This is a genomic window from Acidovorax sp. GW458-11-26-14-TSB4 (assembly GCF_059423865.1).
The window spans coordinates 85,748-100,903 of record NZ_JBWKYR010000004.1; the positions used below are offsets into that span (position 1 = coordinate 85,748).

Consider the following 15,156-nt stretch of genomic DNA (forward strand, 5'->3'; position numbering starts at 1 on the left):
TCGGCGCCGTCCTGTTGTTGACCCGCGGGCCGCCAGATCAGCCTGCCTGCCCCGGTGTTGCGGATGCCGGTACCAGGCGTTCAAGCACAGTCCTGGCGCTGGCAAAATCGAGCTCCTCCATGTGGCGCCGCAAGGCGGCCATGTGGTCGGCCCCCAAATGCGCGGCGAGTGCCGGTTCGAGCTGGCGGGCCCAGTCGAGTGCATCAAGGTCCTGGGTGGCCAGAAGGTGCTTGAGTTGCGTGATCTGTTCCCAGGTATCTTGTGCCAAAGGCTCGGCAGTTGCGGGCGCTGCCGCAGGTTGGGGCGCTGGAACGCCATCGGGCTTCAGCGCCCAGCGTTTTGCAATCTTCTGCATCGCTGCCGCCAGCGCAGCGATGTCCGCGGTCTGGCCGCCGCGTGCCGATGCTTCCGCCTGCGCGGACAGGGCGTGCATCTGTTCGGCCCCGACGGTGCCGGACATGCCCTTGATGTCGTGCAGCAACGCCACCAATTGCGGTGCGGCGGGCGGCTGCGTGCCTGAAGCGGGCACTGGTGTCTCCGCATCCAGCAGCGTGCCGACGGCGTCCAGTGTGTCCGATATCCGGCGCAGCATCTGCCACAGCAGGGGGACGGAGCCCTGGAGCCGCGAGAACGCCAGCCGGGCAGACACGCCCTCGATGCTCGGCCAATCGGCGGGGGGCTCTGCGGCCGGCGCTTGCGGGTGCTGGCTGGCGATATCGCCCTGGCCCCGCAGATTGCGGCGGATGGTTTTGACGAGCATCGGCGGATCGAATGGCTTGCCGACAATGGCATTCATCCCGGCCACCAGGGCCTCTTCGCGTTCTGCAGACGAGACCCCTGCCGTCAGGCCGATGATGGGCAATTGCGCCAGGCCGAGGGCGGTGCGTATCTGGCGGGTGGCGTCCAGGCCATCGAGCACTGGCATGTGCACGTCCATCAGCACGGCATCGAAGCGGTGCGGGTCCTGGGTGAGAAGATCCAGCGCGGCCTGCCCATGCCTTGCCACGCTGACGTGTGCGCCCTCGCTGGTCAGGATGCGGGCGGCCACTTCCTGGTTCACCTCGTTGTCGTCCACCACCAGCAGCGAGACCCCGCTCAGCCCCTGCCCCTCGGGAAGAGGCGCGTCGGGTGCAGCAGCTGGCTGGCCGCCCATGGACCGGTGCAGGGGCACGGTCACCAAAAACTGGCTGCCCCGGCCGATTTCACTGCGCAACTCTACGCGCCCTGCCATCAGCTCCACCAGCTGTTTGACGATGGACAGGCCCAGCCCGGTGCCCCCGAAGCGGCGGGTGGTGGACGTGTCTGCCTGCACGAAGGGCGCGAACAGGCGTTGCCTGGATTCCTCGGAGATGCCGATGCCGGTGTCGCTCACCAGGAAGCGTATCTCCATCGTGCTGCCCGCCCGCTCCTCAAAGCGCACCGTGAGCCGTACTTCCCCCTGGTCGGTGAACTTCACCGCGTTGCTCAGCAGGTTGGTCAGGACCTGGCGCAGCCGCGTGATGTCACCCTCCAGTGTGAAAGCTGGCGGCGCCTGGACGTCCACTGTGTAGGCGATGCCCTTGGCCTGGGCCTGTGGCTCCACCAGCGCGGACACCTCGCGCACCATCTGGTCGATATCCAGCGGCAGGCTTTCCAGGACCACTTCGCCGGCTTCGATCTTGGACAGGTCGAGCACATCGTTGATGACGGCCAGCAAGGCCTTGCCGGCAACCTGCAGCTGCCGCAGCATGCCTTGCTGTTCGCTGTCGAGCGCGGTGCGCGCCAGCAGATAGGACAGACCGATCACCGCATTCATCGGCGTTCGGATCTCGTGGCTCATGTTGGCCAGAAAGCGGCTTTTTGCGTCGCTGGCCTCCCGCGCCTGCTGCATCGCGTTGCGCAGCGACTTCTCCTGCGCAAGCCGAGTGCCTATGTCATGGGCGATGCCCAGGTACCCGATGAATGTGCCGGACGCATCGGCCATGCGCGTCATCGCCAGCGACACGGGCACCCGGCCTCCGTCGGAACGCGCCAGGCGCCACTGGCGCAAGGGGTCCTGGCTGGCGGTATGGATCAGGGCCATCCGAACCTCGGGTGAAAGGTCATCCCCGGGAGCCAACTCTGCTCCTGCCTGGCCGCCCTCCGGCGAAAGTTCGCCGGCTTCCACGAAGTCTGCAGCGTTTCCCCTGCCGACGACCTGGTCGGCCGAAACCCCCAGCAGCAGTTCGGCCCCGCGGTTGAACACGGTCACCACACCCTCTTCATCGGTGGCCACGATGGCGACCTGTGTGGAGGCTTCCAGAACCGTGCGCAGCAGCGTGAGCGTGCTTTGCAGTTGCATCTCGGTGCGTTTGCGGTCGGTGATGTCTGTCCGTATCGAGACATATTTTTCCACCCGCCCCTGGGCATCAATGAACGGCGCCACAACGCTGTCCACCCAGTACAGCGCACCGCTCTTGGAGCGGTTGCACACTTCGGCACGCCAGCTGCGCCCCGCGCTGATGGTGCGCCACATGTCGACCCAGAATGCCGCGCCATGCGTGCCCGAGTTCACGATGCGGTGGTTCTGCCCTAAGAGCTCATGGCGTTCAAATCCGGAGATGCGGCAAAACGCATCGTTGACGTCCACGATGCGGCCCTGGCGGTCGGCCACGGACACGATGCTGTGCTGGTTCAGCGTTTCCAGCAGCGCCGCGTTGTCCCGCTGAACCGCTGCCAACTGCAGGCGGCTTTCGGTGAGCTCCGTCACGTCGTGCACGAAGGCGTAGAAGCCCTTGACCTGCCCATCGGCAGTATCCGGCAGGTAGTGCACCAGGGAATGGCGTTGCGCAGCTCCCTCGCTGCCGTGCCGGCTCTGCTCGAACATGCGCGCCTCGCCCCGCAGCGCTGCCTGCACGTGGGGGGCGGAGACTTCGTACAGGTCATCGCCGATCAGGTCGCGCAGGTGCATGCCCGGCACTGCGGCGGGGTCCATGTGGAACCATTCGCCATACGCCCGATTGGCAACCCGGTTGCGCTGGTCCGTGCCCCAGTAGCCGATCTGTGAGGGCATGGCATCCAGCACCGTCTGCAGCGCGTGCCGTGCGGACTCCAGGTCGCGCGTGCGCTCGCGCACCTGGTCTTCCAGGCTGGCATTCAACTCGATGACCCGCAGCGCGGCGGCGCGCATTTCGCGCACATCGCGCAGGGTCTTGGCCAAGCCGACGATGCGGCCATGGCTGTCCTTGATGGGGCTGGCGGACACCGAGACATCGATCAGCGTGCCATCGCGGTGGCGCCGCGACGTCTCGTAGGCCTTGACCCGCTGGCCCCGGGCCACCATCGCCAGCATGGACTCATCCTCGCCCTCGCGCCCGGCAGGCACCAGGAGTTCCTGCGCGGTGTGGCCCAGCACCTCCCCTGCCTCGTAGCCGAAGAGGCGCATGGCTCCGTCGTTCCAGTCGGTGATCACGCCATGCAGGGTCTGCACGATGATGGCGTCGTCCGATCCCTGCACGATCGCCGCCCGCCGGGCCTGTTCCAGCGACTGGCTGCGCGACCGGTGCATCAGGTGCTGCACGGCAATGGCCAGCGCCGCCGCTGCCATGCCCAGCAGGATCACCATGACCACCTCGCGGTTCTCCGGCGGAAGGTCGAGGGACGCCACGAAGGCGGGTGTGGGCTGCATGTCCACCTCCCACTCGCGGCCGAACAATGGCAGGGTGGTGAGCGCGTCGGACTCTGGCCATGCCGGCGTATCTGCCTGGCTGCCATAGAGCCAGTGGTTTTGGGGTGCCTGCCGGTCGCGAATGCGCAGCCGGAAATACCCCGACTCCACATCCAGCCCGCGCAGGACTTCGTCCATCTGCAGCGGTGCGTACACCCAGCCGCGCAGCACCCGCTCGCGGACTTCCGGGGTGTCGGTCGAGGCCCCGGAGCGGTAGACCGGCAGCATGAGCAGTAAGCCGCTAGAGGGGGTGCCCGCGTCCTGGATCAGGGTGATGGGACCGCTCAGGGCGGCCTGGCCGGTGCGCATGGCTGTCAAAGCCGTGGCGCGGCGCGAAGGCTCGGAAGCGATGTCCAGTCCCACGACCGGGCTGTTGCGGCCCAGGGGTTCGATGTACTGGATGATGTAGCGGTCGCCGTCATGCGGTTCGAACTGGCGGATGCTGAAATCGGTCCAGCCTTCGGCACCCACCCTGCGAACGAAGTCTGCCTCGTCTTCTTTTGCAACCCTGTGGATGTACCCGAAGCCCCGAGCGCCCGGGAACTCGCGATCAAAGTCACGGCTTTGGCTGTAGCGCAGAAAGGCATCATGGTCCAGGTCATCCCCCGCCGCCACCACCGCCCCTCGGGTGCCGCGCAGCCCGTACTCGTACTGGCGCATGCGCACGGATATCTCCTCCATGACACGCCCCTTGAGCCGCTCAAAACGCTGGCTCAGCGTGGCCTGGTTTTGCTGCAGTCGTTTGTCGTAGGCCACCACGGCCGCGACCAGGGTCAGGCACGCCACCAGGAGCGCCAGCAGTACCGAGTGCCTTGCCAGGCGGGTCCCGCTGTGGTTGGCGTGGCGCGAGGCGGGAGCCACGGTTGTCAGGCCTCTGGGTCGAAACCGCGCCAGCAATCTCGGCCGCCGTTCTTGGCAGCGTAAAGCGCCTTGTCGGCCTGGCCGATGAGCTTTTGCGGTGCGCCATCGCCCAGGGGCCCATCTTGCGCCTGGTATGTCGCCACCCCCACGCTGATGGTCACATGGTCTGCGTGGATTGACTGCGCATGGGGCATGCGCAGCGCACGCACGGCCTGCAGTGCGCGTTCGGCCAGATCCATGGCACCTGCCGCATCGGTGTCCGGCAGCAGGATGGCGAACTCCTCCCCGCCCAGCCTTCCGACGCGGTCACCGGGGCGTTGCGCCACGGACAGCAGGGCCCGCGCCACGGCCTTCAGGCAGCTGTCGCCGGCAGGGTGGCCATAGTGGTCGTTGTAGCGTTTGAAATGGTCCACATCGACCATCAACAGGGAAAGGGGCACAGCGCTGCGAGCGCAGCGTTGCCACTCGCGCTGCAGCAGTTCGTCGAAATGGCGGCGGTTGCTCACGCCGGTCAGCCCGTCGGTGGTTGCGAGATTGCGCAGCTCATCCGTCAAGGTTTTTATCCTCAACTGTGTGCGCACGCGTGCGAGCAGCAATGCAGCGTTCACGGGCTTGGTGATGAAGTCGACGGCACCCGCCTCCAGCGCCCGGACCTCGGCTTCGGTTTCGCCGTGGCTGGTGACAAAAATCACGGGAATATCGGCAAGACGGGGGTCCGCTTTCATGGCGGCGCATACCTCATAGCCTCCCATGCCGGGCATTTCGGTGTCCAACAGCACCAGATCCGGTATGGAGCGTGCCATCAGATCCAGCGCATCCTGGCCGCGTGTCGCAAACCGCAGTTGTGCCACGCCCTTCAGCATCCCGGACAGGACCTGGATCATGGCGGCATTGTCATCAACGATGAGGATGCTCGGGTTCATGCGTTTCTCATTCTGGATTTCGCCGGCGACCCAGGCAAGCACATTTTGCGCAGTGCCTTCTCAGGGAGCGTGGAAGCTCGTCATGCGCAAGCTGGCGGCGTAGGGCTTCTTCATTGATACGGCTCTTACGCCAATGCTCGATTTTCACGGGCAGTTTGCAGCTTGCAGCTTGCCTTGCCGTGCAGGCTTGATCTGCGTCAATTCCAGACGCCGAAATCTCCCGCCGCGCAACAAAGCGCTTATCAATCCCGCCGTTGCCCGCCAGAATCTGCCCTGTGGAGGGGCTTCATGATCAACAGGTTGCTGAACCGGATTTCACCGTTCCGCAGTGTGCGGGCGCGCTTCTCGGCCGTCATGGGCGGCTCGGGCATCGTGGTGGGGCTGGCGCTGACGATGTTCATGGAGTGGCATCTGGAAGACGGCCTGCGCAGCTCGGCGCGCGAAGCCCTGAACGCCGTGGCCGACGAAATCGCCCACGAGCTCAACGAGGACATGAACAACCGGCAGCGCGAGATGGCCCTGATGGCGGACATGATCGCCGGCCGCAGTGCCATCGATGTGGATTCGGTCCGCAAGTCCATGGACGAGCTCCATGCCCGCGAGCCCACCTACGCCTGGATCGGCCTGGCCGATGCGCGGGGGCAGGTGATCGCTGCTTCTGGAGGGCTGCTGCAGGGCGCTGATGTCTCGCTGCGTCCCTGGTTTGCAGCCGGCCTGCGCGGAGGCTTCGTCGGCGACCCGCACGATGCCGTGCTGCTGGCGCGCTACCTGGCACCGCGCCCCGACGGGGAGCCGCTGCGCTTTCTCGATGTGGCGGCCCCGCTGCTGGACCCGCGGGGCACCGCCCAGGGTGTGCTGGCTGGGCACCTGCACTGGGATTGGGTGAAGAAGGTGGTCTCCGACACCGTGACCAAGCGCCGAAAGAAGAACACCGTCGAAGTGCTGATCGCCAATCGCAAGGGAGAATGGCTGCTGAGTTCCAATCGTCTCAAAAGGCTGCCAAGCGCCTCCCTGCGGGCCATGGAGTCCGACACGGCCTATCTGGTGGCGACCCAGAAGGTGGTGGCATCCGTTCCCGCCGATGGCCTGGGCTGGACGGTGGTGGTGCGCGAAGGCATCGACACCGCACATGCGCCAATCTACCAGCTGCGCAAGCTGATGCTGACAACCACGGCGCTGCTGGCCGCGTTGTTTGCACTGCTGTCCTGGCTGGTGGCGGGGCGCGTGGTGCGACCCATTGTAGAGCTGGCCGACGCGGCCAGAGGCCATGCACGCGATGCGATCCAGAGGCCGGAGCCGCTGCGCCGCAAGGCGGTGGACGAGACCCTGGTGCTGGGCGCTGCCATGGACCAACTGGCCCACCATGACCGGCTTACGGGCCTGCTCAACCGCAGTGAGCTGCTGGCCCGGTTGCAGGATGCCATTGGGCACGCACGCGAGCGCCATTCCTTTGGGGCGTTGCTGTTGGCCAATCTGGACAATTTCACGGTGCTCAACAACACCCGAGGGCACGAGGTGGGCGACCAACTGCTGGTTGCCGTGGCCGACCGCCTGCGCCAACTGGAGGGCGCAGGCGCCGTTCTGGCGCGCATCGGTGGGGACGAATTCCTGGTGCTGCTGCAAGGCCTGGGCCACAGCACCGGCTTGGCGCAGGGGCGCGCCGCAGCGATGGCGACCGCCGCACTGTCGCAGTTCGACGTGCCGTTCCTCCTCGATGACGGTGCCTGCATGGCGCAGGCCTCGATCGGGGTGGCCATGGTGGGAGACCACGCTGCCTCGGCGGACGAGGTACTGCAGGGCGCCGAACTGGCCATGCTGGAGGCCAAGAAGCGCGGCAAGGGCCAGGTGGCGATATTTGACCGGAGCATGCGCGAAGCACTGCACGAACGGGTGCAGTTCGAGCAGGATCTCAGGGCTGCCATCCCGGGTCAGTTGGTGGTTTTCTACCAGCCCCAGGTTCATCTGCCATCGAACCTGCAGGGGGCGGAGCTGTTGGTGCGCTGGAATCATCCTGTGCAGGGCATGGTTTCTCCCGCCCGTTTCATACCGCTGGCGGAAGAGACGGGCCTTGTCCTGCCCATTGGCCGATGGGTGCTGGAGACTGCCTGCCGCACCCTGTGCCAGTGGGCTGCACATCCAAAGCGCAACCACCTGGTGCTGGCTGTGAATGTGAGCGCCCGGGAGTTCAGCGACCCGGGCTACCTGCAAAGCGTGCGCAGCGTGCTGGACGCTACGGGGGCCAATCCCCATCGCCTGAAGCTGGAGCTGACAGAGAGCGTTCTGGCCACGGACGTGGATAAAGTGGTGGACAAGATGCAGGCGCTCAGGGCCTTGGGTATCAGCTTTTCGCTGGATGACTTCGGCACGGGGTTCTCGTCGCTCAGCTACCTGCAGCGCATGCCGCTGGACCAGCTCAAGATTGACCAGTCGTTCGTGCGCGACATTGCCACGAACGCCAACGATGCCTCCATCGTGCGTGCCGTGGTGGCGCTTGGACAGGGGCTGGGCCTGCAGGTGATCGCCGAAGGCGTGGAAACCGTGGAGCAGCGCGACCTGCTGGCGCGCCATGGCTGCGCCCGCTACCAGGGCTATTTGTATGGCCGGCCGGCCCCGCTGCAGGAGTTCGAGGCCGCAGTCGATCAGCCCTGGGAGCGCTGATTGCATGCGCTCCCTGCCCGGCAGTTGCTTTGCGCATGTGGCTCGGCACACTCAGGTGCGCCATCCACGGTACCGGAGATGGGCCTTCTTCTGCCCAGGGCCTTCGCGACCTCGAAAATAGTGTGAACAGGCCCTGCATGCGACCATGATGTCTAGCCGCTGGTCGCAGGTGAGAGCAGTGCATCAAGCTCCAGCTCCACCCACACCCCATCGGGCAGGCTGGCCACGCCCACGACGCTGCGTGCCGGCAGCGCATGCTGCGGAAACGCGATGGCCAGCACGTCGGAGGCGGCATCGAGCACGAGGGGGTGCGCGCCAAAGCCGGCGCCCGAGCGCACAAAGCCGCGCAGGCGCATGACATGCTGCACCCGGGCCAGCCCACCACCGCAGGCCGTGCGCAGGGCCGCCAGGGCGTTGAGCATGGCCACGCGTGCAGCGTGGCGCGCTGGCTCCAGGTCGGCGTCGGCCTCGCAGATGCCCGAGAGGGGCTTGCCATCGACGCGGCTGGTCTGGCCGCTCACGGCCACCCAGCGCTGGCCTGGCGCCACTTCGTGCACATGGCAGGGTGCATAGCTGCCACGCGGCTGGGGCGCCGGTGGCAGCACCAGGCCGGCGGCGGCCAGGCGCTGCTCGGGTGATGTCGAGGCGCCGGGGCTCATGCCATGCCCTCCACCACTTCGCCGCTGAGCCAGCAGCCTGCCACGTTGCCCTGTGCATCGAAGCGCGGCCGCACGGCGATGGCCGAGGGGCTGCCCATGGCATCGCCCTGGCGCACGGTGCAGACCACGGGCTGGGCGGGGCTGCCCACGGCGATAGTGCCGGCGGCGGCCAGGTGGCCCCACAGGGCGGCAGCGGCGATGCCGGTGGCGGCGTCTTCGGGGTAGCCGGACTTGCGCGGGAACTGGCGCGCGAACACGGTGGGCTCTGCCGCCACCTGCCCGCCGGTGGCCAGCGCATAGGGGTACAGGCCGGTGGAGGCAATGGCGTCGCAGGTGGATTCCATGGCCGCGAAGTCCGGCGCCAGGGCCTGCAGCGCGGCCACATCGGGCAGGGGCACCAGGGTCTTCACGCGGCTGGTGGCGGCGTTGGTTGTGGGCCGGGGCATGGCGTCGTCAAGGTGCAGCGTGCGGGCCACCAGGGCGGCTGCGCTGGCGTCCAGCACCTCTTCGCGCACGGCGGGCTGCGATATCCACACGCGCTGGCGTGCCGCGTCCCACTCCACGTCCACCAGGCCGCTCAGGGTCTGCACGCGGGCCGTGGGCGAGGTCCACAGGCCCCAGCGGCGCAGCGCCCACAGCGTGCCCACGGTGGCGTGGCCGCACATCTCCATCTCGTGGTGCGGCACGAAAAAGCGCAGGCGCCAGTCGGCCCCGGGCGCATCGGCCGGCAGCACGAAGGCCGACTCGTGCCCGTGGGCGCGGGCGATGTCCTGCATCTGAGCGGCGTCCATGCCGCGTGCATCGGCCACCAGAGGCACAGGGTTGCCGCCGCCCGGGCCGTTGACGAACACGCGGATCAGGACGACCTGGCCGGCGGCAGGCAGCGAGGCGGGAAAGGGGAGGGTGTGCTCAGTCAACGCGGGCTCCTACCGTCTTGGCGATGCGGCCCCAATAGGCCGTGTCGCGCACCACGGCGGCTTGCAGCGCATCGGGCGTGCCGGGTGCGGCGTTCACGCCCAGCGCGGCCAACTCGGCGGCCACGGCGCGGTCGGAGAGCACGCTGTTGAGTGCTTGGTTGAAGCGCTCCACCACGGCCTTGGGTGTCTGCGCGGGAAAGACGATGCCGTACCACAGCGACTGGTCGAACCCCGGCATACCCTGCTGCTGGAAGGTGGGCACGCCAGTGAGCAGTGCGTTGGGCGCCGTGGTGGCCACGGCGTGGATGCGGCCCGCGCGGATGTAGGGCACCAGGCCGGCGGGGTTGTCGAACATCAGCTGCACCTGGCCCGAGATCAGGTCGGTGTAGGCCGGCGCCGCCCCGCGGTAGGGGATGTGCACCAGCGGCACCTTGGCCACGGTTTTGAACTGCTCGCCCAGCAGGTGCGAGACCGTGCCCGCGCCCACCGACGCGAAGCTGAAGCCCTCGGGCCTGGCCTTGAGCGCGGCCAGCAGGGCCTTGGTGTCGGGCTTGCCCAGGGCGACCGTGGTGGCCAGCACATAGGGGGAGGTGCCGATGAAGCCGGCGTAGGCGAAGTCCTTGGCCAGGTCGAACGGCAGCTTGGGGTACACGCTCACGCTGACCGCATGGGTGCTGGTGGTGGCCACGCCGGCGGTGTAGCCGTCCGCCGGGGCGCGGGCCACCAGGGCCGAACCCAGGGTGCCGCCGGCGCCTGCGCGGTTGTCGATCACCAGGGGCTGGCCCAGCTCCTTCTGCAGCCGCGGCTGCAGCGCGCGCGCCACCAGGTCGGTGCCGCCACCGGCCCGGAAGGGCACGACCAGGGTGATGGGTTTGGCGGGCCAGGCGGGTGTCTGCGCGAGCAAGGGCGCGCAGGTGCTGGCCAGGGCGAGCAGGGCGGCCCTGCGGAGGTGGGAAACGGGGGGCGAGGCGGGCATGGCGAACTCCATCACGAAGGAGGTCCCATGCTAGGAACCGGCGGGCGATCCGGACAACCAGGATGCGACAGGTCGCGATCCGATTTGCGACAGGCGCCGCAAGCGCGTCAGTGCGCTACGGCTTTCAGCAGGCGCGTGAGGTGGCCGCTGGTGGCAAAGCCCAATTGCACGCTCACCTGCGCCAGCGGCAGGCCGGTGGTCAGCAGCCGGCGCGCATGCGCGGCCAGCATCTGCCGGCGCAGCGCCACGGGGCTCTGGCCGAACTCGTCCTGGCAGGCGCGCTGCAACTGGCGGGTGGAGGTGCCCAGCTCGCAGGCGATGGCGTCGATGCCGGGCAGGGGCTCGTTCCAGTCCAGCGCCTGGGCAAAGCGTGCCGCCATCTGCCGTGCCGGTGAGCGGGGCCTCGCCAGTTCCAGCGGGCGGGCGCGGGTGATCTGCCGCACCACGGCCTGCACCAGGGGCTCGGCGGCGCGTGGGTGGAGGGCGGGGGCCAGCAGCGCGTCCAGCATGGACAGGGCCGCCGCATCGAGCCGCAGGGCGCCGCGCCCGTTCAGCGTGCACGCGATCTCGGGTGCCAGGTACAGCTCTCCATGCTCCTGTTGCTGCGTGGTGGACTGGGTGCGGTGCGCCGTGGCCACGGGCAGCAGGATGGCCTGGCTGCGGGTGAGCAGCATCTGCTCGAAACCGGTGCCGTCGCCAGACCCTCCCTCGTGCTGCCAGGCGCTGCGCGGCGCGCCCTTGCGCGGCCACAGCAGCATGGCGCAGTCGTGCACATGCCAGTCGAACTCGTAATGCGGCTGCCGGCTGTGGCGCAGCGCGAAGCCCTGGGCCGCCAACTGGGGCAGCTTGGGCGAGAGCTGGGGTGGGCGCGGGGCAGCGGGGCTTGTCATGTCAACAACACCTTTGCAGGGAATCGTGCCAGATGGGCCCGCCACACGCAAATTCAGGCGGTTGCCGCCTGCGGCTGCCCCAGCGACCGCAGTATGTCCCGCACCATCTGCGCGCGGTCCTTGGGGTCCTTCAGTTCGCGCTCGATGCGCAGCTTCTCGTTGCCTGCCAGCTTGATGTGCTTGTTCTTCTGGATCAGCTCGATGATGCGCATCGGGTCGATGGGCGGCTGGGGCTTGAAGGTGATGTGGATGACGCCCGGGGCGGCATCGACCTTTACCACGCCGTAGGGCTGGCTCAGCACGCGCAGGCGGTGCACGTCGATGAGGGTCTGGGCCTGCGGCGGCAGCTTGCCGAAGCGGTCCACGATCTCTTCGAGCAGGCCGTCGATCTGGTCGGGGTTCTTGGCCGTGGCCAGCTTCTTGTAGAACGACAGGCGCAGGTGCACGTCGCCGCAGTAGTCGTCAGGCAGCAGGGCAGGGGCATGCAGGTTGATGTCGGTGGTGACCGACAGGGGCGACAGCAGGTCGGGCTCCTTGCCGGCCTTGAGCGACTTGACGGCCTCGGCCAGCATCTCGTTGTAGAGCTGGAAGCCCACCTCCAGCATGTTGCCGCTCTGGTTCTCGCCCAGCACCTCGCCCGCGCCGCGGATCTCCAGGTCGTGCATGGCCAGGTAGAAGCCGCTGCCCAGTTCCTCCATCTGCTGGATGGCATCCAGGCGCTGCGCGGCCTGCTTGGTCAGGCCCTCGGTGTCGGGCACCATGAGGTAGGCATACGCCTGGTGGTGGCTGCGGCCCACGCGCCCGCGCAGCTGGTGCAGCTGCGCCAGGCCGAACTTGTCGGCGCGGCTCATGATGATGGTGTTGGCCGTGGGCACGTCGATGCCGGTCTCGATGATGGTCGAGCACAAGAGGATGTTGTAGCGCTGGGCCACGAAGTCGCGCATCACGCGTTCGAGCTCGCGCTCGGGCATCTGGCCGTGGGCCACGGCGATGCGGGCCTCGGGCAGTATCTCTTCGAGCTTCTGGCGGCGGTTCTCGATGGTCTCCACCTCGTTGTGCAGGAAGTACACCTGCCCGCCGCGCTTCAGTTCGCGCAGCACGGCTTCGCGGATCACGCCCGTGCCCTCGTTGCGCACGAAGGTCTTGATCGCCAGGCGCCGCTGTGGCGCGGTGGCGATGACCGACAGGTCGCGCAGCCCTTCGAGCGCCATGCCCAGCGTGCGCGGGATGGGGGTGGCGGTGAGCGTGAGCACGTCCACCTCGGCGCGCAGGGCCTTCATCTGCTCCTTGTGGCGCACGCCGAAGCGGTGCTCCTCGTCGATGATGAGCAGGCCCAGGTTGTGGAACTTGGTGGATTCGGAGAGCAGCTTGTGCGTGCCCACCACGATGTCCACCGTGCCGTCGCCGATGCCCTTGATGGCAGCGGTGATCTCCTTGCCCGAGCGAAAGCGCGAGACCTCGGCCACCTTCACGGGCCACTTGCTGAAGCGGTCCACCAGGGTCTGGTAGTGCTGCTCGGCCAGCAGCGTGGTGGGGGCGAGGAAGGCCACTTGCTTACCGCCGGTGACGGCGACGAAGGCCGCGCGCAGCGCCACCTCGGTCTTGCCGAAGCCCACGTCGCCGCAGACCAGGCGGTCCATGGGGCGGGGGCTGATCATGTCCTGGATCACCGCGTGGATGGCGGCGTTCTGGTCGGCGGTTTCCTCGAAGCCGAAGTCGTTGGCAAAGGTCTCGTAGTCCTGCGGGCTGTAGCGGAAGGCGTGGCCCTCGCGCGCGGCGCGGCGGGCGTAGATGTTGAGCAGCTCGGCCGCGCTGTCGCGCACCTGCTCGGCGGCCTTGCGCTTGGCCTTTTCCCACTGGCCGCTGCCCAGCTTGTGCAGCGGCGCTTCGTCAGCGCTCACGCCGGTGTAGCGGCTGATGAGCTGCAGCTGGCTCACGGGCACGTAGAGCACGGCCTTGTCGGCGTACTCCAGGTGCAGGAACTCCTGCATGGCGGGCGTGCCGTCGGGGTTCTTGTTGCCCACGTCCATGTTGACCAGGCCGCGGTAGCGGCCGATGCCGTGGGCGCTGTGCACCACGGGGTCGCCCACGTTGAGCTCGGCCAGGTCCTTGATGAGCGCCTCGACGTCGCTCACCTGCTCCTGCTTCTTGCGCCGCCGCGTGGTGGGGCCGGCGGCAAACAGCTCGGTCTCGGTCACGAAGTCGATGCCGTCCTCGACCCAGCTGAAGCCCACGGTGAGGCCGGCGGTGGCGATGCCCACCTTTTCGTCGGCCGTGCCCTGGAACTCGGCCAGCGAGTCGAAGGCCGGCGGGTTCACCCCGCTGGCGCGCAGAAAGTCGAGCAGGCTCTCGCGCCGGCCATCGCTTTCGGCCAGCAGCAGCACGCGGTGCTGGGTGTTGCGGATGTGGGCGTGCAGCCGGGCCAGCGGGTCCTCGGCCCCGCGCACCACCGACAGGTCGCCGAGCTTGTGGAAGTGCGGGTTGTCGTCCACGTCCTCCACGCCGGGGCGGATGGACAGCTGGGCATGCTCCTTGGCGCGCGTGTAGAACTGGTCGGCCGAGAGGAACAACGATTCAGGCGGCAGCGCCGGGCGCTCGGGATCGCCCTGAACCAGGCGAAAGCGGTCTTTCGTGTCCTGCCAGAAGCGCTGGAAGGCCGGCTCCAGGTCGCCGTGCAGCACCACGGTGGCCTCGCCGCCCAGGTAGTCGAACACGGTGGCCGTGTCGTCGAAGAACAGCGGCAGGTAGTACTCGATGCCGGCCGTGGCCACGCCGTTGCCCATGTCCTTGTAGATGCGGCTCTTGGTGGGGTCGCCCTCCAGCATCTCGCGCCAGCGGCTGCGGAATTTGGCCCGGGCATCATCGTCCATGGGGAATTCGCGCCCGGGCAGCAGGCGCACCTCGGGCACGGGGTACAGGCTGCGCTGGCTGTCGGGGTCGAAGGTGCGGATGCTGTCGATCTCGTTGTCGAACAGGTCCACCCGGTAGGGCACCAGCGAGCCCATGGGGAACAGGTCGATCAGCCCGCCGCGCACCGCGTACTCGCCCGGGCTCACCACCTGGGATACATGGCTGTAGCCGGCCAGCGTGAGCTGGGCCTTGAATTTGGCTTCGTCGAGCTTTTGCTTGACCTTGAAGTGGAAGGTGTAGCCCGCCAGGAAGGACGGCGGCGCGAGCCGGTACAGCGCCGTGGTGGCGGGCACCAGCACCACGTCGGCCCCGGTGTCCTTGTCCTTTTGGCTGATGCGCCAGAGGGTGGCCAGGCGCTCGCTGATCAGGTCCTGGTGCGGGGAGAAGGTGTCGTAGGGCAGCGTCTCCCAGTCGGGGAACAGGGCGCAGCGCAGGCTGGGCGCGAAAAACGCCATTTCCTCGATGAGGCGCTGTGCATCGGTGGCCTCGGCCGTGACGATGGCGGTGGTGCGGCCTGCCGCCTTGTCACGTTCGGCCAGGCGGGCCAGCAGCAGCGAATCGGCGCTGCCCACGGGGCGGGGCAGGGTGAAGCGTTTTCCGGGGGAGAGTTTGGGCAGTTCCATGCGGACGGAGTCGGTCGTCTGGGCCACCGCATCCCCTGGGCGCAGGGCGCGCAC

At 67.9% G+C, this 15,156-nt stretch carries 8 protein-coding genes; 1 reads left to right on the forward strand and 7 read right to left on the reverse strand.

The features are described from left to right. Positions 1-37 precede the first annotated feature (37 nt). The gene (locus AC07X5_RS10995; protein ID WP_494770170.1) at positions 38-4,546 is read right to left on the reverse strand and encodes a PAS domain S-box protein; all 4,509 of its coding nucleotides are present in this window, start codon (positions 4,544-4,546) and stop codon (positions 38-40) included. Between the two features lie 5 nt (positions 4,547-4,551). Next, the gene (locus AC07X5_RS11000; protein ID WP_494770171.1) at positions 4,552-5,469 is read right to left on the reverse strand and encodes a diguanylate cyclase domain-containing protein; all 918 of its coding nucleotides are present in this window, start codon (positions 5,467-5,469) and stop codon (positions 4,552-4,554) included. 288 nt (positions 5,470-5,757) lie between these two features. Here AC07X5_RS11000 and AC07X5_RS11005 point away from each other — a divergent pair, with 288 nt between their 5' ends. After that, positions 5,758-8,127, forward strand: a complete 2,370-nt coding sequence (locus tag AC07X5_RS11005; protein ID WP_494770172.1) for a putative bifunctional diguanylate cyclase/phosphodiesterase — start codon at positions 5,758-5,760, stop codon at positions 8,125-8,127. Between the two features lie 152 nt (positions 8,128-8,279). Here AC07X5_RS11005 and AC07X5_RS11010 read toward each other — a convergent pair whose 3' ends face one another. From AC07X5_RS11010 to mfd, 5 genes are all read right to left on the reverse strand, one after another. After that, positions 8,280-8,786 carry a RidA family protein gene (locus AC07X5_RS11010; protein WP_494770173.1) on the reverse strand — a complete coding sequence of 169 codons (507 nt, stop codon included), beginning with the start codon at positions 8,784-8,786 and terminating at the stop codon, positions 8,280-8,282. After that, positions 8,783-9,703, reverse strand: coding sequence for a PhzF family phenazine biosynthesis protein (locus AC07X5_RS11015; protein ID WP_494770174.1), 921 nt, complete (start codon positions 9,701-9,703; stop codon positions 8,783-8,785). The genes AC07X5_RS11010 and AC07X5_RS11015 overlap by 4 nt, the downstream gene beginning before the upstream one ends. Continuing rightward, positions 9,696-10,679, reverse strand: a complete 984-nt coding sequence (locus tag AC07X5_RS11020) for a Bug family tripartite tricarboxylate transporter substrate binding protein (RefSeq protein WP_494770175.1) — start codon at positions 10,677-10,679, stop codon at positions 9,696-9,698. The genes AC07X5_RS11015 and AC07X5_RS11020 overlap by 8 nt, the downstream gene beginning before the upstream one ends. Positions 10,680-10,786: 107 nt before the next feature. After that, positions 10,787-11,569 (reverse strand): AraC family transcriptional regulator, encoded by a 783-nt coding sequence (locus AC07X5_RS11025; protein WP_494770176.1) that lies wholly within the window; start codon positions 11,567-11,569, stop codon positions 10,787-10,789. Between the two features lie 53 nt (positions 11,570-11,622). Next, on the reverse strand, positions 11,623-15,102 hold the full coding sequence (gene mfd / locus AC07X5_RS11030; RefSeq protein WP_494770177.1) for a transcription-repair coupling factor: 3,480 nt from the start codon (positions 15,100-15,102) through the stop codon (positions 11,623-11,625). Positions 15,103-15,156: the final 54 nt, after the last annotated feature.